18 protein-coding genes are annotated in these 24,785 nt (G+C 66.1%); 13 read left to right on the forward strand and 5 right to left on the reverse strand.

Features of this window, described 5'->3' with window-relative positions:
* The first annotated feature begins 2 nt into the window (after window positions 1-2).
* From moaB to J1C49_RS16515, 3 genes are all read left to right on the forward strand, one after another.
* Complete coding sequence (gene moaB, locus J1C49_RS16505) at window positions 3-545, forward strand: molybdenum cofactor biosynthesis protein B (RefSeq protein WP_227446941.1); 543 nt, start codon at window positions 3-5, stop codon at window positions 543-545.
* Window positions 546-766: 221 nt separating this feature from the next.
* Window positions 767-2,224, forward strand: coding sequence for an efflux RND transporter periplasmic adaptor subunit (locus tag J1C49_RS16510; protein ID WP_227446942.1), 1,458 nt, complete (start codon window positions 767-769; stop codon window positions 2,222-2,224).
* Between the two features lie 601 nt (window positions 2,225-2,825).
* Window positions 2,826-6,227, forward strand: a complete 3,402-nt coding sequence (locus tag J1C49_RS16515) for an efflux RND transporter permease subunit (RefSeq protein ID WP_227446943.1) — start codon at window positions 2,826-2,828, stop codon at window positions 6,225-6,227.
* A gap of 454 nt (window positions 6,228-6,681) precedes the next feature.
* Here the strand turns inward: J1C49_RS16515 and J1C49_RS16520 are convergent, their stop codons facing one another.
* Window positions 6,682-7,479 (reverse strand): protein-disulfide reductase DsbD domain-containing protein, encoded by a 798-nt coding sequence (locus J1C49_RS16520; protein ID WP_227446944.1) that lies wholly within the window; start codon window positions 7,477-7,479, stop codon window positions 6,682-6,684.
* Between the two features lie 222 nt (window positions 7,480-7,701).
* Between J1C49_RS16520 and J1C49_RS16525 the strand changes: the two genes are divergently transcribed.
* Window positions 7,702-8,283 (forward strand): YqgE/AlgH family protein, encoded by a 582-nt coding sequence (locus J1C49_RS16525; RefSeq protein ID WP_227446945.1) that lies wholly within the window; start codon window positions 7,702-7,704, stop codon window positions 8,281-8,283.
* 309 nt (window positions 8,284-8,592) lie between these two features.
* Here J1C49_RS16525 and J1C49_RS16530 read toward each other — a convergent pair whose 3' ends face one another.
* Window positions 8,593-9,873 (reverse strand): acetylornithine deacetylase/succinyl-diaminopimelate desuccinylase family protein, encoded by a 1,281-nt coding sequence (locus J1C49_RS16530; RefSeq protein WP_227446946.1) that lies wholly within the window; start codon window positions 9,871-9,873, stop codon window positions 8,593-8,595.
* 111 nt (window positions 9,874-9,984) lie between these two features.
* Window positions 9,985-10,956 (reverse strand): DUF2125 domain-containing protein, encoded by a 972-nt coding sequence (locus J1C49_RS16535; protein ID WP_227446947.1) that lies wholly within the window; start codon window positions 10,954-10,956, stop codon window positions 9,985-9,987.
* Between the two features lie 458 nt (window positions 10,957-11,414).
* Between J1C49_RS16535 and J1C49_RS16540 the strand changes: the two genes are divergently transcribed.
* From J1C49_RS16540 to J1C49_RS16550, 3 genes are all read left to right on the forward strand, one after another.
* Complete coding sequence (locus J1C49_RS16540; protein ID WP_227446948.1) at window positions 11,415-11,951, forward strand: gamma-glutamylcyclotransferase; 537 nt, start codon at window positions 11,415-11,417, stop codon at window positions 11,949-11,951.
* A gap of 871 nt (window positions 11,952-12,822) precedes the next feature.
* Window positions 12,823-14,016, forward strand: coding sequence for a biopolymer transporter ExbB (locus J1C49_RS16545; protein WP_227446949.1), 1,194 nt, complete (start codon window positions 12,823-12,825; stop codon window positions 14,014-14,016).
* 3 nt (window positions 14,017-14,019) lie between these two features.
* Entirely contained in the window at window positions 14,020-16,674 is a 2,655-nt protein-coding gene (locus J1C49_RS16550; RefSeq protein ID WP_227446950.1) for a peptidoglycan -binding protein, read from the forward strand.
* A 504-nt stretch (window positions 16,675-17,178) separates the two neighbouring features.
* On the opposite strand, the gene J1C49_RS16555 is transcribed toward J1C49_RS16550, so the two are convergent.
* Window positions 17,179-19,608: a DNA topoisomerase IV subunit A gene (locus tag J1C49_RS16555; RefSeq protein ID WP_227446951.1), complete on the reverse strand. Its 2,430-nt coding sequence runs from the start codon at window positions 19,606-19,608 to the stop codon at window positions 17,179-17,181.
* A gap of 160 nt (window positions 19,609-19,768) precedes the next feature.
* Between J1C49_RS16555 and J1C49_RS16560 the strand changes: the two genes are divergently transcribed.
* From J1C49_RS16560 to J1C49_RS16575, 4 genes are all read left to right on the forward strand, one after another.
* The gene (locus J1C49_RS16560) at window positions 19,769-20,410 is read left to right on the forward strand and encodes an SH3 domain-containing protein (protein WP_227446952.1); all 642 of its coding nucleotides are present in this window, start codon (window positions 19,769-19,771) and stop codon (window positions 20,408-20,410) included.
* A gap of 123 nt (window positions 20,411-20,533) precedes the next feature.
* Window positions 20,534-21,367, forward strand: coding sequence for an SDR family NAD(P)-dependent oxidoreductase (locus J1C49_RS16565; protein WP_227446953.1), 834 nt, complete (start codon window positions 20,534-20,536; stop codon window positions 21,365-21,367).
* Between the two features lie 57 nt (window positions 21,368-21,424).
* On the forward strand, window positions 21,425-21,628 hold the full coding sequence (locus J1C49_RS16570; protein WP_227446954.1) for a twin transmembrane helix small protein: 204 nt from the start codon (window positions 21,425-21,427) through the stop codon (window positions 21,626-21,628).
* Window positions 21,629-21,632: 4 nt separating this feature from the next.
* Complete coding sequence (locus J1C49_RS16575) at window positions 21,633-22,205, forward strand: cob(I)yrinic acid a,c-diamide adenosyltransferase (RefSeq protein ID WP_227446955.1); 573 nt, start codon at window positions 21,633-21,635, stop codon at window positions 22,203-22,205.
* Window positions 22,206-22,518: 313 nt separating this feature from the next.
* On the opposite strand, the gene J1C49_RS16580 is transcribed toward J1C49_RS16575, so the two are convergent.
* On the reverse strand, window positions 22,519-23,892 hold the full coding sequence (locus tag J1C49_RS16580; RefSeq protein ID WP_227446956.1) for a cytochrome P450: 1,374 nt from the start codon (window positions 23,890-23,892) through the stop codon (window positions 22,519-22,521).
* Window positions 23,893-24,011: 119 nt separating this feature from the next.
* Here J1C49_RS16580 and J1C49_RS16585 point away from each other — a divergent pair, with 119 nt between their 5' ends.
* Window positions 24,012-24,572 carry a hypothetical protein gene (locus J1C49_RS16585; RefSeq protein WP_227446957.1) on the forward strand — a complete coding sequence of 187 codons (561 nt, stop codon included), beginning with the start codon at window positions 24,012-24,014 and terminating at the stop codon, window positions 24,570-24,572.
* Between the two features lie 118 nt (window positions 24,573-24,690).
* Window positions 24,691-24,785, forward strand: a 95-nt coding sequence (locus J1C49_RS16590) for a GTP-binding protein (protein ID WP_227446961.1), incomplete at its 3' end; no start/stop codon positions are given.

Consider the following 24,785-nt stretch of genomic DNA (forward strand, 5'->3'; position numbering starts at 1 on the left):
CCATGTCCCGTATCGACGATTCGCGCGATTTCATCCCTGTCCGGATTGCCATCCTGACCGTCTCCGACACCCGCGAGATGGCCGATGACCGCTCCGGCGACACGCTGGTGGGGCGACTCGAAGCGGCGGGTCATCATCTGGCGGACCGGGCCATCGTGCGCGACGACCGTCTGGCGATTGCCGCCCAGCTTCGCAACTGGATCGCCGATCCGGAAATCGACGTGATCATATCGACCGGCGGCACCGGCCTGACTGGCCGGGACGTGACAGTCGAGGCGCACAGGGATGTGTACGAAAAGGAGATCGAAGCCTTTTCGACCGTCTTTACCCTTGTTTCCATGAAGAAAATCGGCACGTCCGCGGTCCAGAGCCGGGCCACCGGCGGCGTTGCGGGCGGCACCTATCTCTTTGCCCTGCCGGGCAGTCCGGGCGGCTGCAAGGATGCCTGGGACGAGATCCTTGCGCTGCAACTCGATTATCGCCACCGGCCCTGCAATTTTGTCGAGATCTTTCCGCGGCTCGACGAACACCGCCGCCGCAAGTGAGCCCCGCGCCGGTCTGCCGGTGCGGGCATTTCGGATCGTGTCGGCAGTCCGGTTCGGGGTCGCGGGTATCGCATGATCTTTGACCAATCTGCGACGGAACCCGGCTGATCAGCCGTATCATCCGGGCGGCGATGCGTTTTCTGCCGCCGGTTATTTGGTTTCACGCGCCGCCTTGCTACATTCCATAGGACGGGCGCGGCCCGGTTTCGGAGAAGACAACGATGCGATTTTTGCGCAAGAGCCTCATCGGGCTTTTCCTCATGTCCATGACATTGGGGCTTCTGGTCTATGCGGGCTCCATGGTGCGGGACGCGGTGCAGGCCCGCATGGCCGAAGAACCCCGGGTGCCACGGGCCCGCGAGCGGGTGTTTGCGGTTAACGTCGTCCCCGTCACGTTCGAGACCGTGACCCCCGTTCTCTCGGCCTTTGGCGAGGTCCAGAGCCGCCGCACGCTCGAATTGCGCAGCGCGGCCGGTGGTGCGGTCGTCGATCTTGCACCGGAATTCGTCGAGGGCGGTCAGGTGGCCGCGGGGCAATTGCTGGCGCAGATCGACCCGGCTGATGCGCAATCCGCGCTTGACCGCTCCGAGAGCGACCTGCTCGATGCGTCCGCAGAGGTGCGCGAGGCCGATAATGCGCTGCTTCTGGCCCGCGACGAGCTGACCGCAGCACAGGAACAGGTGGCCTTGCGCGCACAGGCGCTGCGGCGGCAGCGTGACCTGGTGGATCGCAATGTCGGCACGGCAGCGGCGGTGGAGACCGCCGAGCTTGCCCTGTCGGCGGCCAACCAGGCGGTGCTCACACGGCGTCAGGCGCTTGCCTCCGCGCAGGCCCGCATCGATCAGGCCGCAACCCGGCTCAAACGCGCCGAAATCGCCCGCGCCGAAGCGCAGCGCCGCTTTGACGAGACCGAGATCCGCGCAAAGTTTTCCGGCACGCTCAGCGACGTGACCGTCGTGGCCGGGCGGCTTGTGTCGCCGGGCGAAAAACTCGCCAACCTCGTGGACCGCGAGGCGCTCGAAGTGGCCTTCCGTGTCTCGACACAGCAATACACCCGGCTCATCGACGAGGCCGGGCGCCTGCGCGAGGCGCCCGTGACCGTGTCGCTTGAAGTGTTCGGGACCAACATCACCGCCACGGGGCGCGTGTCGCGTGAAGGCGCGTCCGTTGGCGAGGGTCAGACAGGGCGGCTGCTCTTTGCCAGCCTCGATGCGCCGCGCGGCTTCAAGCCGGGCGATTTCGTGACCGTTACGATCGAGGAAACCCCGCTGCCGCGCGTCGCACGGCTTCCGGCGACGGCGGTGAATGCGGGCGGTGAGGTGCTCGTTCTCGGCGAGGAAGAGCGTCTCGACGTGGCGCAGGTGGATGTGCTGCGGCGTCAGGGCGACGATGTGCTGATCCGCGCGCGCGGTCTTGAAGGGCGCGAGGTCGTGGCCGAACGCACCCCGCTTCTTGGCGCGGGCATCCGGGTCAACCCCTTGCGCCCGAACGGTGCTGAGGAAATCGAACAGCCCGAGATGCTCGAACTGACAGAGGAACGGCGGGCGCGGCTTGTGGCGTTTATCGAGGGCAACACGCGCATGCCTGCGGAGGCAAAGACACGCATTCTGTCCCAGCTTGGCCAAACCCGTGTGCCCGCCCGCGTTGTCGAGCGGATCGAAAGCCGGATGGGGGGCTGAACCATGCGCGCAGGGCTGGCTCCGCTTCTCCGGTTCGGATCTGTGTCCGGGCACCCGGTCGTGCTCTCCGACGGGCACCTGTTCCGGCAACCGCGCGGACTTCTGAACGGGCGTGCTGACCAGCCCGGTGGCGCGTCCGCGTGCCTGACGGTCCGTCACCCGCCGCTCTGCACGTCGGCCGGCCATCCGCCGCTCGCCCTGTCGCCCGCCCGGCCACCGCTCGACCCGTCGCTGATCGGACAGCCCGTCTCGCGGGCAGCGGCGCGCGTTCTGGTGTCATCCGCTGCGCCCGGGAGCGGACCGCGCTGCGGCGGTTCGGTCTCGGTGACAGCCAGCCGCCCGTCGCTCACTGTGCCCCCGGCTTCCGCTGCGGTCCGACTGTCAGCGCGCCGCTCCAGAGGCGCGACGCGCCCGCGCGTCGGAGCACAGGGAGTCCCGGTCGCGCTTCCCTCGGACCGAAAACCGTCTCCTCTGGCCCCTCTGTTTGACAGGCCACACCGTTTCCCTGCGTGCCGCCCGGCCGGGCCAGATCCCCGGCCGGGCCTCCAGCGCGCCGCCCACCCGACGCGCTCAAACCCCATTCCGGCAGAAGGCTGACCCCATGGCACTGACCTCGAAATCTGCGGCCGGAGGCATCCTGAGCCATTTCGCGCGCCATCCCACGCTCGCCAACCTGCTCCTCGTGATCCTGCTGGCGGCGGGGGTGTTCGCGATCCCCAACATGCGCGCGCAGTTCTTCCCGGATGTGATCATCGACGAGGTCTCGGTATCCGTGCGCTGGGACGGGGCAGGGGCGGAGGACGTGGATACCGCCATCATTCAGGTGCTTGAACCGGCTTTGCTTGCGGTCGAAGGGGTCGAGTCCAGTGCGGCCACCTCGCGCGAGGGATCGGGGTCCGTCCAACTCGAATTCGAGCCCAACTGGGACATGGCGCGCGCTGCTGCGGATGTGCAATCGGCCGTGGATGGGGTCACAACCCTGCCGGATAACGCCGAAGAGCCGGAGGTGCAGCGGCGCTACTGGCGGGACCGCGTAACCGATCTGGTGATCACCGGGCCCGTGGGTGTCGACCAACTGGCGCGCTTTGCCGATGAATTCACCACCCGGCTTTTTGCCGAAGGCGTCACCCGCAGCACGATCCGTGGCATCGCCGCGCCGCGCACGATCATCGAGGTGCCAACCCTCAACCTCATTGCCTATGACATCACCATGGCCGAAATCGCCGCCGCCATCGCAGCGGAGGTCGATGCCGATCCCGCCGGTGACGTGGGCAGCGCGGGCGCGCGTGTCCGCACCGGCGTCGAAAAGCGCGCCGCGGACGATCTGGCGGCGATCACCCTGCGCTCCAACCCGGATGGCTCGACGCTCACGGTCGGCGATGTCGCAACGCTGCGGGTTGAGGGCATCGACCGCGAGCGCAGTTATTTCGTTGGCGAGAACCCCGCCATCTCGATCCGTATCGACCGCTCCGACCGCGGCGATGCCATCGGCATTCAGGCCACCGTCGAGGAACTGGCCGAGGCGTTTCAAGCGTCCTTGCCCAGCGGGGTCAGCGTCGATCTCATCCGCACCCGCGCCGAGGCGATCTCCGGACGTCTCGACATCCTGCTCGACAATGCGCTGACCGGCTTGGCTCTGGTGGTCACGCTGCTGTTCCTGTTCCTGAACGCGCGCACCGCGTTCTGGGTTGCGGCGGGCATCCCCACCGCTCTGATGGCGGCGATTGCGCTGATGTATGCCTTCGGGCTGACGATCAACATGATCTCGCTGTTTGCGCTGATCATCACGCTGGGCATTGTGGTCGATGACGCCATCGTTGTGGGCGAACATGCCGACCAGCTTTCGCGCCGGGGCCTTGGCCCCTATGAGGCCGCCGAGGGGGCGGCACGGCGGATGGCGCTGCCGGTGTTTTCCGCGACCCTCACCACGGTGATCGCCTTCTTTGGCCTCGTGGCGATTGGAGGGCGCTTTGGCGACCTGATCCGCGATATTCCCTTTACGGTGATCGTGGTGCTGATTGCATCCTTGGTGGAATGCTTCCTGATCCTGCCCAACCACATGGCCCATTCGCTCAAGCACGCGGACAAGCGGCATTGGTATGACGCGCCGTCCCGCGTGGTGAACCGTGGCTTCAACTGGATGCGCGACACGCTGTTCCGCCCGTTCATGGCCGGGGTCATCGCGGCGCGTTACGTGGTGCTCGCCGGAGCCGTTGTCGCCCTCGCCAGTCAGGCGGCGCTGTTCATTCAGGGCGATGTGCAATGGCGCTTCTTCAACGCGCCCGAACGCCCGTCCGTGACCGGCAATTTCGCCATGGCGCCGGGTGCGACGCGCGAAGACACGCTGGCCCAGATGAAGCTGTTCCAGGACACGACGGAAGCCCTGGGCCGCGAATATGAAGAACGCCACGGCACCAACCCGCTGGTCTATGTCATGGCCGAAATCGGCGGCAATGCCGGACGCGGGCTGGCCGGGACCGATACCAAGGACGCCGATCAGCTGGGCGGCATTTCCATCGAGCTGATCGAGGCCGACGCGCGCCCCTATTCTTCCTTTGCCTTTGTCGGCGAGCTTCAGGACCGCGTGCCCCGGCACCCGATGGTCGAGACGATTTCCTTCCGCGGCTGGCGCTCCGGCCCGGGCGGCGACGCGCTCGACGTGAAATTCTACGGCGCCTCCGCCGAAACGCTCAAAGCCGCCTCGCTGGCGCTGCAAACCGCGCTGGCGCAATTCCCGGAAGTGACCGCCGTCGAAGACACGCTGAGCTATGACAAGGAGGAACTGATCCTCGAACTGACGGCACAGGGGCAGGCGCTCGGGTTCGATATCGACGGTCTGGGGCGCGTTCTGCGCAACCGGCTCGGCGGGATCGAGGCCGCGACCTACCCGGTGGGGCCGCGCTCGGCGCAGATCCGGGTCGAGCTGCCGGAAAGCGAGCTGACGGCGGATTTCCTCGAACGGACCCAGCTGCGCACGCCCTCCGGCGAATACGTCCAGCTGGCCGATATCGTGTCGGTCGAGCGGCGCACCGGCTTTTCCACCGTCCGTCGGGAAAACGGCATCCGCCTGATCTCCGTCACCGGCGACATCGCCGAAGACGACGCCGCCCGCGCGACCGAGATCATGACCGCGCTCGAAGAGGAGATCCTGCCGCGCATCGCCTCCGAACAGCAGGTGGACTACCTGCTTTCAGGGCTGAGCGAACAGGAGGGCGATTTTCTCAACGATGCCCGCAATGGCCTGATCATGGTGCTGCTGGGGATCTTCCTCGTGCTCGCCTGGGTCTTTGGAAGCTGGACGCGGCCGCTTGTGGTCATGTCGATCATCCCCTTCGGCCTTGTGGGCACGATCTACGGCCACGCGGTCTGGGACGTGCCGCTGTCGATGTTCACCGTTGTGGGCCTGTTGGGCATGACCGGGATCATCATCAACGATTCCATCGTGCTGATCACCCAGATCGACGAATATGCCGCCGAACGCGGGCTGATCCCCTCCATTATTGACGGCGCGGCAGACCGGTTGCGCCCCGTGTTCCTGACAACGGCGACCACCGTTCTTGGCCTGATGCCACTGCTCTACGAGCGCTCGGCGGATGCGCAATTCCTCAAGCCTACGGTGATCACGCTGGTCTATGGGCTCGGGTTCGGCATGGTGCTTGTGCTGCTTGTGGTGCCTGCACTTGTTGCGGTGCAGCATGACGTGTCCAAATACGTCGCCTCGGCCAAGCGCAGCCTGCGCTTCCGCCGTGGCGGCTGGCGCGCGTTTCTCGGGCTTGCTGCGGCGTCGGTGGTCGCCTGGTGCGCGGCGACCATGGGCTCCGTGGCCGTGACCGGGGCTCTGCCGGTGGCGCTGCAACAATCGCCGGTGGCAAACCTGTCACCCATGCTTGGCGCCTTTGCGCTGTTCCTCTCGGGGGTCGTGGCGCTGTTGTTGGGGGTCTATGCGCTGGGCGGTCTGGTGCATCTGCTGAACCGCCTGCGCGGGCGTCGCGCAACGGTCTGAGCGGGGCCTTGGCCCCCGCGATCCCGGCGCGGCGCGCCGGAGAGCCGGAACGGCCCGCAGCGCGTCCGGACCACAGGGATGGCCTTGGCACGGGCGGCGGGTTTGGCGCATCTGCAGAGCCGCCAGCGGGGGCGTCGCACCACGGTCTGGGCGGGACCTTGGCCCATGCGATCCCGGCGCAACGCGCCGGAGAGCCAGCACGGCTTTGGTGCAGGTGGCGGATCTGGAGTAGCAGAGCGTTGGTGGAGGCGGCGGGTCTGGTGTATCGGAGCCTTGGCGGAGGGCTGGCCTGTCTCTGATCTGGCCCAATGCATCGCCCCCGCGCTAGCGTCACCCGCCGGTCGTGCCGTTTCAGCCCGAGGCCGTTGCACCCCGCCATCTGCGCGTCAACGCGGCCGTGGTCTGAACCATTAAGCCCGGTGCGCCACGCCCAGCCGCGCCGCCGGCTTCCGGCTCAGCCGGAACAGCCGCGAATGTCGATGGCCGTGCTGCCGGTCAGCACCGTGATCCGCACGCCCGACCGATCGAGGGCAAAAGGGCTGCCGGACATGTGGCGCAGCTCCGTGCGCGCAGAGATCGTTGACCCGCGGCGCTGCGTGTCCGGCTCGGCAACCCAAACCTGAGGATCGGCGGTTTCAATCACCGTGTCGACCGGTCCGGCCCGCCCGCGCAACTGGATTTCCGCGGTCAGGGTCAGCCCGTCCGCGCTGGGCGCCACGGCACAGCGCACGCTGCGGACACCGGCCTCGCTTGCGCTCAGGGGCTGATCGGCGAGGGCCGCCGCGATGCGCGGATCGGGTCGTGAGGTCTCCGGCGGCAGCATCGCGTCAAAGCGCACGCGGTGGGGCAGGCAGACATCGTAGCAAATCCCGATATCCACCACGCCTTTGAGCCGCGCAGCTTGCGCCGGATCGCGCAGTGTCACCCGGAGCGGAAGCACAACTTCGTTTTCATAGCCAACCGAGCGCATCCCCGATTGCCAGAACACCTCGGGCACGGGCCAGTGCACCGCGACGCTGCGCAGGTTTTGCGCGCCGCTCCAGCCGAACAGGGGCGGGATCCCCGCATCCCCCGGCGCGCGCCAATAGGTTTTCCAGCCGGGCGCGAGCTTGAGATGCAGCGCTGCCATATGTGTGCCATCGGCAAGCCGCCATCCCGGGCGGAGCTCGCTCTCGACAACATCCGCGTAGGGGTTGGCAAAAGCCCAACCCGGCAGCGCGATCCACAGCAACAGGCACAAAAGTCGTTTCATCCCTCAGTCATGCGGGCATTTCGGCAAAAAGGGAAGTCACGACTGGATAACCGTCCTGCGCATCTGCGTGACTGGCGGCACGTCCGGACGTTCTCTTGCAATGGGAGCGCCGGTTCGCGCGCCAATGCCATGCAAAGGCGCGAGGCTTTTGTCTCTGGCCCTTGCATCACGCGGCAAGCGCACCCATGCTCTTGTCATGACCGCATCATCGTCCCGCGCGCAATGACGCCGCAGCCCCACTCCACCGTTGAGCATCTCACAGGGCGCATGCTGATCGCCATGCCCGGCATGGGCGACCCGCGATTCGACCACAGCGTCGTGTTCCTGTGTGACCACTCCGAACAGGGGGCCATGGGCGTGATCGTGAACAAACCCAGCGACGAGGTCACCCTGCCAAACCTGCTGGAACAGCTCGATATTCCCGCCGCACCGGGGCTTGCCGACCGGCCCGTGCATTTTGGCGGCCCGGTCGAGATGGGCCGGGGTTTCGTGCTGCACGCGGCAGAGGATCCGCCCCGCGACAGCGCCATGCAGGTGAGCGACAGCCTGCACATGACTGGCACGCTTGATTTGCTGGAGGACGTGGCGCGCGGCCGGGGCCCGGCCAAATGGCTCATGGCGCTGGGCTATGCGGGCTGGGGCGCGTCGCAGCTGGAGAACGAACTTGCGATGAATGCCTGGTTGGTATGCGATGCCGCGCCGCGCATCATCTTTGACCTGCCGGATGCGGAGAAATGGGAAGCCGCGCTCGAATCGCTCGGGGTCTCCGCGCTGATGCTGTCCGCAGAAGGCGGCACCGCCTGAGCGCATCGGGGCACCGCCTGAGCGCAACCGGGCACCATGTGAGCGCAACGGGGCAGCATGTGAGCGCCACGGGGCATCATGTGCGCGGATAGAGGCACCATGTGAGCGCAACGGGGCACCGCCTGAGCGGATAGAGGCACCGCGTGAGCGCATAGGGGAGGGTTCTGCTCATCGCGCCGCAAGGCCCGGCGCGCCTCGCGCCGATCCGCCGCACCCGATCCGCGCACCGCACTCAGCCCGCGCGCCGCACCCGATCCGCCCGCCGCGCCTGGCCCGTCCACCGCACCCGGTCCGTCCGCTCCGGCAGCCCTAGCCCTCCGGCAGGAGCAACTTCTCCAGCGCGCGCCCCATGACCTGCGCCGAGGACACCATCGCCGCGACGCTGATCCATTCGTCGGGCTTGTGCGCCAGCTCAAGCTCGCCCGGACCATAGGCGATGCAGTTCTTCAGCCGCCCGATCCGATCGATATGCTTCTGGTCATACGAACCGGGCGAGGCCACGTAGTCCGGGTCCTGCCCCAGGATATCGCGGATCGCCCCGCTCACCGTCGTCACCACGGGCGCGTCACGCTCCGTCATGGACGGGGTGATGCGGTTGATATCGCGCAGCGCGTAGTCAAATTTCGGGCGCTCCGCCTTGAGCCGCTCCAGGATCGCGATGACCTCGCCCTGCACCGCCTCAAACGGCTCTTCGACAAGATAGCGGCGGTCGATCATGATCCGGCAGCTGTCCGGCACGCAGCAGGCGGGCAAACCGGTGTAGTCGCTGGCCTGTTCGGGCTCACCACCATGGATCGCGTTGATGTTCATCGTGGCATGGCGCGCGCCATCCGGCACCACCGGCAGCGCCGTGCGCCGCGCCGCCATGGCGGGGAACAGATCGCGTTCGAACGCGTCGAGCACCGCACCCATATGCCTTATGGCGCAATCACCGAGAAACGGCATCGATCCGTGCGCGATCTCGCCCCTTGTCTCGATTTCCGCCCACCAGCCACCGCGATGGCCAAGGCAGATCCGGTCATGCCCAAGCGGCTCCGGAATGATCACGTGCTGCACCCGCTCGGGGGAGAAATACCCCTGCTCTGCGAGATAGGCGACACCGCCATACCCTCCCGATTCCTCATCCGCCGTGCCGCTGATCTCGATGGCACCGGCGTGATCGGGATGGGCCTCGGCAAACGCCTCTGCCGCGATGATCGAGGCGGCCAGCCCGCCCTTCATGTCGCAGGCCCCGCGCCCGTAGATCCGGTCGCCTTCCAGCGCGCCACCAAACGGATCGCGGGTCCAGCCCTGTCCGACCTCGACCACATCCGTGTGGGCGTTGAAATGCACACAATCGCCGGGCCGCGACCCCTCCCGGCGCGCCACGATGTTCCACCTCGGATAGCGGTCGCTGTCTCCCGGCGCCCCCGTGGCCCGCACCATTTCACAGGAAAAGCCTTCCAGGCTCAGACGTTTGCGCAGATATTCGCAGATGTCGCGGTAATGGGCCCCCGGCGGATTCAGGGTCGGGATGCGGACCAGATCCTGGGTCAGCGCGATCAGCTCGTCCTGCTTGGCGGCGATTCGCGCCGCGAGATCCTCGGCCATGGCGTCTCTCCCCCTCGGATTGCTTGTGACACGCAGTGTCACGGCCCCGCCCTCAAGACGCAAGGGCGGCGTGTCGCGTCGGGGACCCGTGCGGGACGGGTCCGCGACGTCCTAGGGAATGGTCAGGCGCGGCGCGTCGCCCAGCGGGATGATCCCGATCGCGGTTTTCCCCTCCCGCAGCGTGATGGTCAGGTCGAGCGTATCGGGATTGCCGGAAAGCTGGGCCAGAAGGCCAAGCCCGTCTTCGATCGCCGCAATCACCTCCGCAGGCAGCGCGTCTGCCAGTCCGCCGCCCTCAAGGGCTGTGCGCCAGTTCGCCGCGCGCACCGCAAGACTGCCCGTGGCGCGCCCCTGCGCGTCGATGGTGACATCGCTGGCAAGCGCAAGCTCTAGATCGTCGACCCTATAGGTGGCCTGCCGCAGGTCGATGCGGGTGGGCTGCGGGCGCGGTGGTTCAAGCCCTGTGCCCTCCCATGCCCGGTCAAACACCACTTCCGCCTGCGCAACAAGCGCGTCGATCCGGTCCGAACCGGCCAGAGGCCGCTGCCCGTCCCCTGCTATGGCATCCACCGCCAGCGCAAGCCGATAGCGAGGTTCCTCCGCAGGCACGCGCGCGACACCGGCGTTGAGCCCGGCCAGTGCCACCGCAAGGGAGTCGCCCGACAGGTTCACGAGCGTCGCTTCAAGGTTGAAGCGGTCCAGAGCCGCGCCTTCGAACACGGCGCTGGCGCGCAGGCCCTCGCTCTCGATCTCCACGCCGTCGCGCCCCTGCGACAGCACCTGCCGTGGCGGGAAGACAAGGATCACATGGCCGGGATTGTAGACCAGTTCGAGGATCTGGACGAACGGCGCCTCCCAGGTCATCCCGCTTTGCGGATCGCTGATGCGCAGCGTGTCGAGCGTCGTGTCGAGCCGGTTCGGAAAGCCCCTGACAGACGCCGCGCCGATCTCGATGTCCCAGCCATCCAACCGCCGCTCCTCAACCCAGTCCGCCACAGCCGCATGGCGTGCCTGTTGCGACCAGAGCCAGAACCCCGACCATGCCAGCGCAGCCGCAACCACAAGCAGCGTCAGTTGTTTCATGCCAATCCCTCGTCTCACGCGCCGGCCAGTCGCCATCCGCTCTCCGTCATCCGTTGTGCCGCGCCCGTGACCCTTTCGCCCGGAGCCATCCCGCCATCCCCCAACGCGCAGGACAGCCCGAACAGCCCATCCCGATGGGGCAGCAGGGGCGTGCTTCGCGCCGTGGCCTGCCCGGATCTCAGGCGACCCGATCTTAGGCGACCCGATCACCGCCGGCCCGATCCGGGCCCCGGTCCGATGCGGGGTCTCTTACATCCCCGGCGGCTTCGGTCTATAGGCAGGGCCGCACAGCCAAACCATCCCGCATCGTGATACGCGCTGCAACCTGTGATCGGGGCGTATACGGGGCAGGGCGCGGGGCATCGGCTGAAGCGGATCTGTCCCGGTTCGGTGCCGGGACGACGGCGAAGCGGTTTCGGGGCGGCTTGCGGAGCGCCACCGGCAAAGGACGAATGGATATGACGCTTTGGGTTTTCGGTTACGGGTCCTTGCTCTGGAACCCCGGTTTCGAGGTGGCAGAAACCGCCCATGCCACCCTGCATGGTTATGCGCGCAGCTTTTGCATGCGGTCGATCCATCACCGCGGCACCGAAACGGAACCGGGCCTTGTCCTCGCGCTGGACGCGCATCCCGGAGCCAGCTGTGACGGGCTGGCCTTGCGCGCGATGCCGGGCACCGAAGACGCGACCCTGACCTATCTGCGCGAGCGGGAACTGGTCTCCTCGGCCTATCTCGAAAAGGTGCTCCCGGTGGCTCTGGCAGATGGCCGCCGCATCGAGACAGTGACCTATGTGATCGACGCGGACCACGGGCAATATTGCGGGTCGCTGCCGCTCGAAGAGCAAGCCCATATCATCGCGCGGGCCCATGGCGGGCGTGGCCCGAACAGCGAATATCTCTACAACACAGCCGCCCATCTCGACGAACTCGGCATCCCTGACGCGGATCTGCATTGGCTGACCGAACGGGTGCGCGCGCTGTTGTCGGGCGGCTGAGGCCGGCCCGAGGCGCACCGTCGGAGCCAACCGGTCCAGCCCGCGCCGCCCTGCGCGGGCAGCCGGAGACCGCTCGGGCGCTGAACGGCTGGGGTCCCCGGCGCCCTCTGCGGACGGCCCGATGACCTGCCGGATCCGAAGGGTCATGTCCGCTCCATCCGGCGCGGGCGATCGTCAATGACTCGCCGAACTCGCATGGCCATCCCCACAGGCCCTTCTGCGGGTCTCCGAGACTGCGCTGCTAACCCCTCCGGCAAAGCCTGCGCGGCGCTCTGCGGGCGGTCCATGACCGGCCGGATCCGCATGGTCATGTGCGCTCAGCCCGGCGCGGGTGATCCACCGAACTGGCATGGCCACACCCACAGGGCCCTCTGCGGGTCTCCGGGAATACACTGCTGACGCCTCCGGCTAAACCTGCGGGGCGCTCTGCGGGCGCTCCGTGACCTGTCGGATCCGCATGGTCATGTTCGCTCAGCCCGGCGCAGGCGACCGTGAATGAATCGCCGAACTGGCATGGCCACACCCACAGGGCCCTATGCAAGTCTCCGGGGCTACGTCGCTGACCCCTCCGGCCAAACCTGTGCGGCCCTCTGCGGATAGTCTGCACGCTCCCGGGCGCGGGCAGGGACGCCGCGTGCATCGCCTTCGCCCCGCCCGAGCCACGACCGACGGGCGCGGCCTGTGGCTAAGCCGCCAAATGCGCCGCCGCTGGCACCTGTCGCGTCATTTTTGCGCGCCGCGCGCGACCCTGTGATCGTCGGTTGTGCCTTTCGTGCCGATCTGCATGCGCAAACGGGACAAGCCCTTGGCTTGAGGCGCGAAATTCCCTACGGTCTTCCCGTCAGAACAAGAACCCCCGTCAGGTGTCCCGATGGACCAGCCGGACCGCGAGGCCGAGCCGCATTTTTCTCAACCGATCCGCCAGGTCATCTCGATGCTGGTGGTTCTCGGCCTGTCCGCGGGCGGCGCGTTTCTCGCGTTGCCGCGGGTTTTGCCGGTCTTTGAATCCAACCCCTACCTGAACGGCTTCATCCTCATCGTGTTCGTGGTCGGCGTGCTGGCCTGTTTCTGGCAGGTGGCGCAGCTGATGTATTCCGTGCGCTGGATCGAGCGCTTCACGGCCGCGGGCGACCAGGGCGTGCGCGCGCAGGCACCACAGCTTCTCGCGCCGCTCGCCGCGCTTCTGGGCCGGCGCGACAAGCGGATGCAGATCACCACCACCTCGACGCGCTCCATCCTCGACAGCGTCGCGACCCGGATCGACGAAGCGCGCGAGATCACCCGCTATATCGTCAGCCTGCTGATTTTCCTCGGGCTGCTCGGCACGTTTTACGGGCTGGCCACCACCGTGCCCGCGCTTGTGGACACGATCCGTGGCCTCAATCCGCAAGACGGGGAATCGGGCACCGATGTCTTCGGCCGCCTGATGACCGGTCTCGACGCCCAGCTTGGCGGCATGGGCGTGGCCTTTGCCTCCTCGCTGCTCGGGCTGGCCTGTTCGCTGATCGTGGGGCTGCTGGAATTGTTCGCAGGTCATGGCCAGAACCGCTTTTACCGCGAGCTGGAGGAATGGCTCAGCTCGATCACCCGGATCGGGTTCTCTGCCGATACCGAGGGCCCCGACCTGGGCGCGGCGGGCATCGTGCTCGACCGTATGGCCGAACAGATGGAGCGCCTGCAATTCCTCTTTGCCGAAAGCGAGCATTCCCGCGCCGAGGTCGATACCCGTCTCGGCCAGCTTGCCGACAGCGTCGAGCGCCTGACCGAACGGATCGAGGCGACCGCGCCCTCCGCCACCGCGCTCAGCCGCATCGCGGACGGGCAGGACCGTCTGGCCGACGCGATCCGTGAAAAGGAAACCGCCGAGGGGCTGGACGCTGAAAGCCGCATGCGCCTGCGCTCCATCGACGTGCAGATGCTGCGCATTCTCGAAGAGCTCTCCGCGGGCCGTCAGGAAACCATGGCCGAGCTGCGCACCGATCTCGCAGCCCTCAGCCGCAACCTTGGCAAGATCACCCGCTCTGCGCCGCCCCCGCGCACCGGCGGCCCCGGTCAGGAGCGCTAGACCATGGGCCTGTCACGGCGCAGCGGCGCGCGGCTTCAGGCCAATATCTGGCCGGGCTTTGTTGACGCGATGACCGGTCTGTTGCTGGTGCTGACCTTCGTGCTGTCGATCTTCATGATCGTGCAATACGTGCTGCGCGAAACCATCACCGGCCAGGAATCCGAACTCAACACGCTCTCTGCCGAAATCGCCGCGCTGGCCGCGGCGCTGGGGGTCGAGGAGCGCCGCAATGCCGACCTCACCTCCGAGCTGGGAGAGCTAGAAGCGACCCTGTCCGACAACGCCGCGCGCCTGGCCGAGCAAACCCGGATCATCGACAGCCTGAGCGCCCAGCGTGACCGACAGGCCGCCCAGATCGCCGACGCCGAAAGCCGGATCACCGCCTTCGAGGACCAGGTCGCGGCCCTGCTTGCCGAACGCGACGACGCGCGCGCCACCGTGGCCGATCTGCGCGCCACGCAGGAGCAGCTCGAAGCGGCCCGCGCCGCGATCCTCTCGGAGCGGGACGCGCTGGACCTGGCGCTGGCCAATGCCCGGAGCGAGATCGACGCCCAAACCGAAGCGGCCCGTCTTGCCGCCGCACAGCGCGAGGCGCTTGAGGCGCTTGTGGCTGACCTGCGCAGCCAGACTGCCGATGCCGAAGAGCGCATCGGTGGCCTTTCCGGTGATCTAGCGGCGCTCGAACAGGCGCTCTCCGAGGAAGAGGCCGCCCGGCTGGCCGAGGCCGAAGCCGCCGCCGCCTTGCGTGCCCGGCTGGAAGCCGCCGATGCGGAATTGACGGCCATGACGCTGGCGCTGGAACAGCAACGCGCCGAGGCGGAGGAAACCCTGACGCTGCTGGCTGCGGCGCGCGAGGCCGAGGCCGATCTGAACGCGCGGCTGGCCGCGGCGCTGGTGGCCAACGACACAACCGCGCGCGATTTGGAATCGCGTATCGCTGCGCTGAACACGCGGCTTGCGCGGGTCGAAGCCGAGCTGGCCGCCGCGCAACAGGCCGAGGCGTCTCTGACCGACCAGCTCGCCGCCGCGCAATCGGCGCAGACTGCGACCGAGACGGCCATGACCGACCGCCTTGAGGCTCAGGCCAACCGAATCGCCGCGCTCGAAGCCGAGCTCTTTGCCGCGCGCGAAGCCGAGGCCGCGCTCAACGCGCGCTTTGCCGAGGCCCTGACCAGTGGCGAACAGGAGGCCAGCGCCTTGCAGGCCACCATCGACGACCAGAGCGACCGAATCGCGCGCCTCGAAGCCACGCTTGCCGATCTGCGGGCCGCCGGGTCCGAAAGTGATGACCGGCTCGACGCGCTGCGGGCCGATCTGGCGCGCGAACAGGATGCCCGGCGTCAGACCGAGCAGGCCCTGCGCGACGCGATGACCGCCCGCGCCGAAGCCGAACGGGCGCTCGAGACGGCCCGGGGGATTGCGCAGGCGGACCAGACCCGGCTGTCCGATCTTTCGGCCCAGCTTGCCGCCGCGTTGGCCCGCGTCAGCGTGGCCGAGAGCCTGCAAACGGAGATCGACGCGTTGCGCAGCCGCAATCAGGCGCTGGTCTCCGATCTGGCCGCGGCCCGCAGCGATGCCAGCGCAGGCGCCGACGCCCGCGACACGCTGGCCGCGCGCAATGCCGAACTCGGTGCCCAGCTTGAAGCCGCCCGCGAGGCGGAGGCCCGGCGCGACGCGACAATCGCCCGGCTTCAGGCCGCGCTTGCGGAGGCCGAAGCCCGCGCCACCGAGCGCAGCGACGATGCGCGGTCGCTCGAAGAGCGGCTCGCGGCGGCCCTCGCGGCGCAGTTCGACGCGCAAAGCACCGTGGAGGAAACGCGCGAACGGCTGGCCGCGGCGCTGGCGGCGCAACAGGCCGCCGAGGCCCGCGCCGAAGACCGCGCCGCCACCGCACAGGAGCGGCAGGATCTTCTGGCCACAGCCCGCGAAGAGCTTGCGCAAAGCCGGGAGCGGGCCAGCGCCTCCGAGATGCAGGCCGAGTTGCTCAACCAGCAGGTCGCCGCTTTGCGCGCCCAGCTTGACGAGTTGCAGACCCTGCTGGGTGAGGCCAAGGCCGCCGACAGCGAAGCGCAGGTCGAACTGCAGAACCTTGGCTCGGAACTCAATCAGGCGCTGGCGCAGCTGGCTGCCGAAGAGCGCAAGCGCCGCCAGCTTGAAGAAGCCGAACGCAAGCGCCTCGAAGAGCAGGCCCGCAATCTCGAACGCTACCGCTCGGAGTTTTTCGGGCGGCTGCGTGACCTGCTTGGCAATACCGAAGGGGTCCGCGTTGTGGGCGACCGCTTCGTGTTCAGCTCCGAAGTGCTCTTCGAGCTGGGCTCCGCCGATCTCAGCGCCGAAGGCCGTGCCGAGATCGCCAAGATCGCGGGCATCCTGCGCTCGGTTGCCACCGAAATCCCGTCTGAACTGGACTGGATCATCCGCGTCGACGGGCATACCGACGACATCCCCGTGAGGCCGGGGGCGGAATTTGCCGATAACTGGGAGCTGAGCCAGGCCCGCGCGCTTTCTGTCGTGCGCTACATGACCGATTTCCTCGGGATCGCGCCGGATCGTCTCGCGGCCAACGGGTTCGGCCAGCATCAGCCGATCAACCCCGCCGACACGGCCGAAGCGCGGGCACAAAACCGCCGGATCGAGTTGAAGCTGACCGAGCGCTAGGACCGTTTCGCGGCCCGAGCGCCTGTGTCTGGCAGGGTCTTTTGGGGCCACCTCGGTCAAGAACCGATGCCAATCTGTGCGCTGTGTCGCAGTCCGGTTCGACCGGATGCGGCCGGTGTGACCGGCGCGCGCGCTTCCGGTGCAAAGGCGCGCAAATCAGGTGGTATCGATGCGACCCGGCATGACTCGAGGCAACCTCCTGTGACCGGGGGTGATCCGCAGGGCAATCCGCTGCGTGCTCGCGCGTCCCAACGCGGGCGCCCCGCGGTCCGATGCCAATCGCGGCGATCCGGGGGCGATCCGGGGCGTGCCGGGGTGTTCCGCCATTGCGCTGCCAGCATCGCACCGATCCGGCATCGCCATTTCAACAGCCCGCTCCGTCAGGGGCGCCGATCACGCGCGGTTTTCGATGCATCCGTCATGCGCATGGAATGTGCATCGAATGTGCATCGAATGTGCATGGATTGTGCATCGCCGGAAACGCGCTGCGGCGGCCTTTCGGGATCAGGTAAAGCGGTTGTTTCTCGGGAAGCCGCGCGGGGCCATGCGCCCTGCCGTGGCGCGCTTTGCTTTCCATTCGTCGAGCGCCGTTTCGGTGCGTGTGCGTCCCGCCGGATCATGCCATGACAGCCCGTCTGCCAGCGTGAAGGTGCGCGCATCCGACAGCCCGCCATCCTTGTATTTCTGCAGCCGAACGCCCTTGCCCCGCCCCATTTCTGGTAGCTCATCGAGCGCAAACACCAATACCTTGCGGTTTTCGCCCACAACGGCCACGTGGTCCCCGTCCACCGCCGTGCAGATCTTGGCCTTCACGTCGCCGCGCACGTTCAAGACCTGCTTGCCGGCGCGGGTCTGCGCGACCACGTCCTTTTCCGGCACCACGAAGCCGTCGCCGGCAGAGGAGGCCACCAGCAATTTGCCCTCCGGACGGTGAATCAACAGGTCGATGATCTCTGCCTCATTGGGCAGGTCGACCATCAGCCGCACCGGCTCGCCCATGCCTCGACCACCGGGTAACTGACTGGCCTGCAAGGTATAAAATCGGCCGTTCGATCCAAAGACGAGGAGCCTGTCCGTGGTCTCGGCATGGAAGATGAACCGCGGGCCGTCGCCATCCTTGAACTTCAATTCCCGGTCCAGAGCGATATGGCCGGTCATCGCGCGGATCCAGCCCATCTGGCTGCACACGACGGTGATCGGTTCGCGCTCGATCATCGCTTCGAGCGGCACCTCCTCGGCTTCCGTCGCCTCGGCAAAAACCGTCCGACGCGCACCGGTTTCGGTGCTCTTGCCAAATTTCTTGCGCGTCTCCCGCAGCTCTTCGGCGATCCGGCGCCACTGCACATCCGTGCTCTCCAGAAGGTCCGCAAGGGTGGCGCGCTCGGCCATGAGCTTGTCCTGCTCGGCCTTCAGTTCCAGCTCTTCAAGCCGCCGCAACGAGCGCAGCCGCATGTTGAGGATGGCTTCCGCCTGCACGTCCGACAGACCATCCTCGCGCCCGTCATACCGTCTCGGGATCGCGGTGCCGGCCCCGTCATCGCCCTCGGCCAGCACACCCTCCAGCCGCGCTCCGGGATCTTCGACCAAGATCAGAGATTTGAGGTCAATCCCTTGCAAAGGCGAGATATAATCGCTGTCATCGGTGGCGCGTCTGATGCCGGCTTGATGATCGCGCGACCAGTTTTCATACATCAGCGCCGCCTTGGGGTCGTCGTCGTAGCGGATGATGTCGATCACGCGATCGAGGTTGAGGAACGCGATCATCAAGCCTTCGAGCACTTCGAGACGGGCGTCGATCTTGGCCATGCGGTGCCGCGAGCGGCGCAGCAACACGTCGCGCCGGAAATCGAGAAACGCCCGCAGCACTTCCTTCAGCGAACAGACCTGCGGCGTGACCCCGTCGATCAGCACGTTCATGTTGAGCGAGAACCGCGTCTCCAGATCGGAGTTGCGGAACAGCATGTTCATCAGAACATCCGGATCCACGTTTTTCGAACGCGGCTCCAGGATCATCCGGATATCTTCGGCGCTTTCGTCGCGCACATCCGCGAGGATCGGCACCTTCTTGGTCTGGATCAGCTCGGCGATGCGCTCGACCAGCTTGGATTTCTGGACCTGGTAGGGGATCTCCGTCACCACGACCTGCCATTGGCCACGGCCCAGGTCCTCAACCTCCCATGTGCACCGCAAGCGGATTGATCCGCGCCCGGTCTTGTATGCGGCGGCGATGTTCTCCGGCGGCTCGACAATCACGCCACCGGTGGGAAAGTCCGGACCGGGCACGTATTGCAACAGCGTCTCGTCGCGGGCTTCGGGTGATTTGATCAGGTGCAGGCAGGCGTCGATCAACTCGCCGATATTATGCGGCGGAATATTGGTCGCCATGCCGACAGCGATCCCGGAGGACCCGTTGGCCAACAGGTTGGGATAAGACGCCGGCAGCACAACCGGCTCTTGGAGCCGCCCGTCGTAATTGTCGCGGTAATCGACGGCGTTCTCGTCCAGACCGTCCAGCAGGGCTTCGGACATGATCGTCATGCGCGCTTCGGTGTAGCGCGAGGCGGCCGGGTTATCACCGTCGATATTGCCGAAATTGCCCTGACCGTCGACCAGGGGATACCGGATGGTGAAATCCTGTGCGAGCCGCGCCATGGCGTCGTAGATCGCGGCGTCGCCGTGCGGATGGAAGTCGCCCATCGTGTCGCCCGAAATTTTTGCCGATTTCAGGAAGCCGCCCGTGGAACTTAGGCGCAGTCTGCGCATTGCATAAAGGATACGACGGTGCACCGGCTTCAACCCGTCTCGGGCGTCCGGAAGAGCGCGGTGCATGATTGTGGATAACGCGTAGGTCAGATAGCGGTCGCCGATTGCGCGCGACAGCGGCTCGCGCACGTCGCGAGGGCTCATCTTGGGGTCGTCGTCATCATTATCCATAGGTTTCGTGTTAACCGCCTGTCCGCGACGCGGCAAGCGCGGTGCGGGAAAAATTCCCGAGAATTCCCTTAGTGCATCTGGGGAATCGGTTTAAACATGAATGGCGCAAGAGGATTTCTGCCAATCCTTGGTGTACGTTGCGCAATGTAGGAGTGGTTTGATGACCCGGCTGATGATACTGACCTTCGGGGTTTTGGGGTGGTGCTGGTATGAGTTGTCTGGTGGTGATGAATTCGCCGCGGGCGACCATGGCGTGACCTTGGTTGCAGCAGTCGATGCGGTGGAAGAAACCGCGTTGAAGGGCACGGATCGCAAGGCGCTCGAAGATGCATCCTCCATTGAACTGGCGCGCGCCTCTGTGGGCTCTCCTGAACTGCTGGACGTGAGCAAGGCGACCGCCGTGACCGGCGCGACGAACCGGGTGGTGATCCAGCAGGCGTCTCTCGATACGCGCAAGCAGCCGGAATCGCTCGCGACCCTGCAACTCGTGACGGCCATCGCGCCCGTCGAGAAGCCTCTCATCCAGACAGGCGAGACAGACGGCCAGCCTGTGTCCCTCGTGCTGGAGGGCGCGTCGGGCGCGTTGTTCGAGCCTCAAAACACCAAAGATTTCCGCGTTGTGACGGGAAGCGTGGTGAACATGCGCGCCGGCCCCGGGACGAGCTACGCCGTCGTCGATCAGCTGCGCCGCGGTAACGAGGTTGAGGTTCTGGACGAGGCAGAAAATGGCTGGGTGGAGCTTCGCGCGCTCGATGGCTCGGAGACCGGATGGATGGCGGCGCGCTTCCTGCGCGACTCCTGACGCACAACAAATATTCGGGGAATTGCGCCAGCGTCCCGGTTTTGCAACAAGGCACGCGGTCGCGTGCCTTTTTTGCGGCCGGTCTCAAAGGGTGGTGACCGTTGAAACAACGCCACGGCGCACATGTCTGAAAAATCGATCCTGATCACAGGCTGCTCATCGGGCATCGGGCGTGATGCCGCGTTGACCCTGCACGCCCGAGGCTGGCGGGTGTTTGCGACCGCGCGCCGCCCGGCGGATATTGCCGCTCTCGAACAGGCGGGCATGACCGCGCTCTTTCTCGATTATGCAGATCCGGGCAGCAGCACCAAGGCGCTTGAAACCGTGCTGGGCGCGACGGGTGGGACGCTCGACGCGCTGTTCAACAACGGCGCATTCGCCATTCCCGGCGCCGTCGAAGATCTGCCGACCGACGCGTTGCGTAGCGTTTTCGAGGCCAACTTCTTTGGGTGGCACGATCTGACCCGGAAGGTGATTCCGGTGATGCGGGCCCAGGGCCACGGGCGGATCGTGAACCATTCCTCGGTGCTCGGCTACGTCACCATGCCCTGGCGTGGAGCGTATAACGCTTCGAAATTCGCGCTTGAGGGGCTGACCGACACGTTGCGTATCGAAATGCGCGATACCCCGATCCATGTCGTGACGCTCAACACCGGGCCGGTCACGTCTCGCATCCGGCAGAATTCGATCCCGCATTTCGAGCGGTGGATTGACTGGGAGGCCTCACCGCGCCGAACGCAATACGAAACCCGGCTGCTGAAGCGGCTTTACGAGACGCGCGGTCCCGATCCTTTCGAGCTGCCACCGGCAGCGGTGACGCGTGCCTTGATCCGGGCACTCGAGGCGCGGCGGCCCCGCGCGCGGTATCGCATCACCACGCCAAGCAGCCTGATGGAAGCTGCGCGCCGGATTCTGAGCACCCGGGCACGTGACTGGCTTTTGGCAAAAGGCGGCTGACCGGGTTCGCTTTTCTGCACGGCTCCGCTATGTGACGCCCAAACCGTGGGAGTTTACATGTTACAAGACCCGCTTTTCATTATTGTCGCGATTGCCTGTCTGGCGGTTGTGGCCGTGCTGCTGTTTGGCATCGGGAGTTTTGCCAAGGGCGGCGAGTTCAATCGCAAATACGCGAACAAGGCGATGCGGTGGCGCATCATTGCACAGCTGATCGCGGTCGTGCTGATCCTTCTGTTCGTTCTGATCCGGGGCAAGGGCTGATACGATGGTTGTGCTGAACAAGATCTACACCAAGACCGGTGATCATGGGGAAACGGCGCTTGGCAATGGCGCGCGGGTGGCAAAATTCGCAACCAGGGTCGAGGCTTACGGCACATCGGACGAGCTTAACTCGGTGGTCGGCGTGGCGCGGCTGCACGCGGAGGGCGACCTCGATGCCGCGCTCAACCGGATCCAGAACGACCTGTTCGATCTGGGTGCGGACCTGTGTCTCCCGGATATGGACAAGGACGGCGAGCGCGAATATCCGCCGCTGCGCATGTCGGGGGCGCAGACGGCGCGCCTCGAAAGCGAAATCGACGCGATGAATGCGCGGCTGGAAGCGCTGCGGAGCTTTATTCTTCCCGGTGGTTCGGCCCTGTCCGCGCATCTGCATCATTGTCGCACGGTCGCGCGGCGCGCCGAACGGCTGACGGTTGAACTGGCGACGGTGGAGTCGATCAACTCTGACGCGGTGCGCTACCTCAACCGTCTGTCGGACTGGTTCTTCGTCGCAGCGCGCATTGCCAATGACGAAGGCCGCGCAGATGTCTTGTGGGTTCCGGGGGCGAACCGCTGAGACCAGCGGCGGGGCGTCCGGTGGACGGCCCGGTCCCCGGAAGGGCGAACCGCCGAGCCAGCGGCGGGGCGTCTGATGGACGGCCCGATCCCCGGAAGGGCGGACCGCTGAGATCAGCGGCGGGGCGTCCAGTGGACGGCCCGGTCCCCGGAAGGGCGAACCGCCGAGCCAGCGGCGGGGCGTCTGATGGACGGTTCGATCCCCCGAAGGGCGGACCGCTGAGATCAGCGGCGGGGCGTCCAGTGGACGGCCCGGTCGCCGGAAGGGCGAACCGCTGAGCCAGCGGCGGGGCGTCTGATGGAGGGCCCGGCCGTCACGTCTCCGTTGCTTCCAGCCAAACACCGCCTTCGGGGCGCAGCGTGATCACCATCACCGGCGCAGGCGCTTTGCCCTTCACGGCGCTGAACCGGAAGTGTCGGAGCAGCGTCGCGAGAATGATCACCGCTTCCTGCACAGCAAAAGACGCGCCGATGCAGATACGCGGCCCATCGCCAAATGGCAGGTAGGCATAACGCGCCGGTTTCTCACCAGCCCAACGATCCGGCAGGAAGCTGTCGGGCGCCTCCCAGAGGCGGCGATGCCGATGCAGCGCATAAATCGGGATGATGACCGTGTCTCCGGCCCTGATCTGTCTGCCACAGAGCCTGTCGGAGGCCTGCGCCGTGCGTGAGATCATCCCGGCTGGCGGATAGAGGCGCAGGGCCTCGTCGATCACGTGTCGCGTGAATGGTAAACGTGCCACGTCCGGCCCGGTGGCGGCAGCACCCGCCACCACAGAGCGCACTTCCTTTCGCACCCGGTCTTGCACGTCCTCGTCATGCGCCAGGAGATAAAGCGACCAGGCCAGCGTGAGCGCGGTTGTCTCATGTCCCGCGACGATGAAAGTCAGAAGATTGTCGCGCAGTTCCGCGCGTGTCATCTTGCGCCCGGATTTCGGATCTTCGCCGTCTTGCAACAGATCGAGCAGATCCGGGATCTCTGACGTCCCGCGGGCCAGACGGGCGGCGATGGCCTCATCGGCCACTATGCGCATGTCCCGCACGCCGCCAGCGGCAAAACTGCGCCCGGGCCGGGGCACCCAATCGGGAAAGCCCAGCACGTCGAACAGGGACAGTTTGCCCGCCTCTGCGATATAGGCGTCGATCGCGCGGTGCACCGCATTGCGGTCAAACGCATCACCGCTGGAAAACGTGACATCGGCGATCACATCGAAGGTTGCGGTGATCATTTCATCGAGACAATTGACCGCGCGGGGTCCGGCGGCACGGATCCGGTCCACGCTGCGCAGCGCGGCCGCCGACATGATCGGCGCTAGGCTGGTCACAGTGCGATGGGAAAAAGCCGGGGCGGCGGTGCGGCGCTGCCAGCGCCAAGTTGCGCCTTCCGCAATGAAGAGCGATTCGCCGATTGCCGGCCGAAGAAGGTTTTTCGTGACATCGGATTTCGGGTAATTGTCTATATTCTCGAGCAAGATATGCCGGATCGCATCGGGATCCGTCACCATGTGCCAACGCTTGCCGGTCTTGCCGGATACAATCGGCTGATGGGTCGCGATTTCCGGAATGATCGACAGGATATTGTCGCGCGACGCCTGCAGGGATTCCCAGATCCCCAAGGGGCGGGTGACCAAAGGCACACGCACGGGCAAGGGGGCGATGTCGGGTTTCAGCCTGTCTACGGATGTCATGGGCGATCCTCCATCCGGCTTAGGTAGGCGTGGTTCGCCGCGCATCAATCGCGAGACGGGCGGGCAATTGCGCTTGGGAGGGCAGCGCTGTAGGAGTGGGAAAACGTCATGAGGGCGACATGTCCATTGCTTTGCGTCTATCTGCTTTTGTCCTGCTGTTGAGTGCTGCGGCCTGCACCGATGCCACGCAGGACCTTTCCGGCCCGGTTGAACCGCTTGGCGATTTCAAGCTCGGTTTTTCCGAAGTCGTGGCGCCAAATATCCAGCAGCTTCTGGTCTCGCGCGATGCCAGCGCAGAGGAATGGACCACGTTGCTCGATTCCGCTCTCGAGACGCGGTTCAATCGCTTTACCGGCTCAAAATTCTATCACCTCGGGGTCAGTGTCGAAGGGTATTCCCTGCCGCCGCCGATCGTGCCGGGTAAGTCCTACCTCGCCGTGCGTGTCACGGTCTGGGACGATCAGGCACAGGCCAAGCTAAACGAAGAGCCGGAGCTGATCCTGAACGCACAGGTGTTCGAATCGCGCATTACCACGAGCCGCGAGGAGACCATGCAACGCCTCGTGGAGGGCACCGCGAAACTGATCGAGGAGTGGCTGCGTGAACAGCAGGCAGAAGCCGGTTGGTTCATGACCCCGGTGGCGGGCACGGGCGCAGCAGAGGCAGCCGAAGACAGCTGATTGATCTGTAACGGTCCGATGCGGATCAGCGCTTGATTTTCCCGTGGCAACCTCATATTTGGCGCGCCATGTTGAACCGGGTCGGGTGTACCCCCAAAAGCATGAGGCGTCTTGAGAGATGGCAAAGGAAAAGTTTGAGCGCGGCAAGCCGCATTGCAACATCGGCACGATTGGTCACGTTGACCACGGCAAGACGACGCTGACGGCGGCGAT

The organism is Cognatishimia sp. F0-27 (assembly GCF_020667845.1).
Classification (GTDB): domain Bacteria; phylum Pseudomonadota; class Alphaproteobacteria; order Rhodobacterales; family Rhodobacteraceae; genus JAFMPQ01.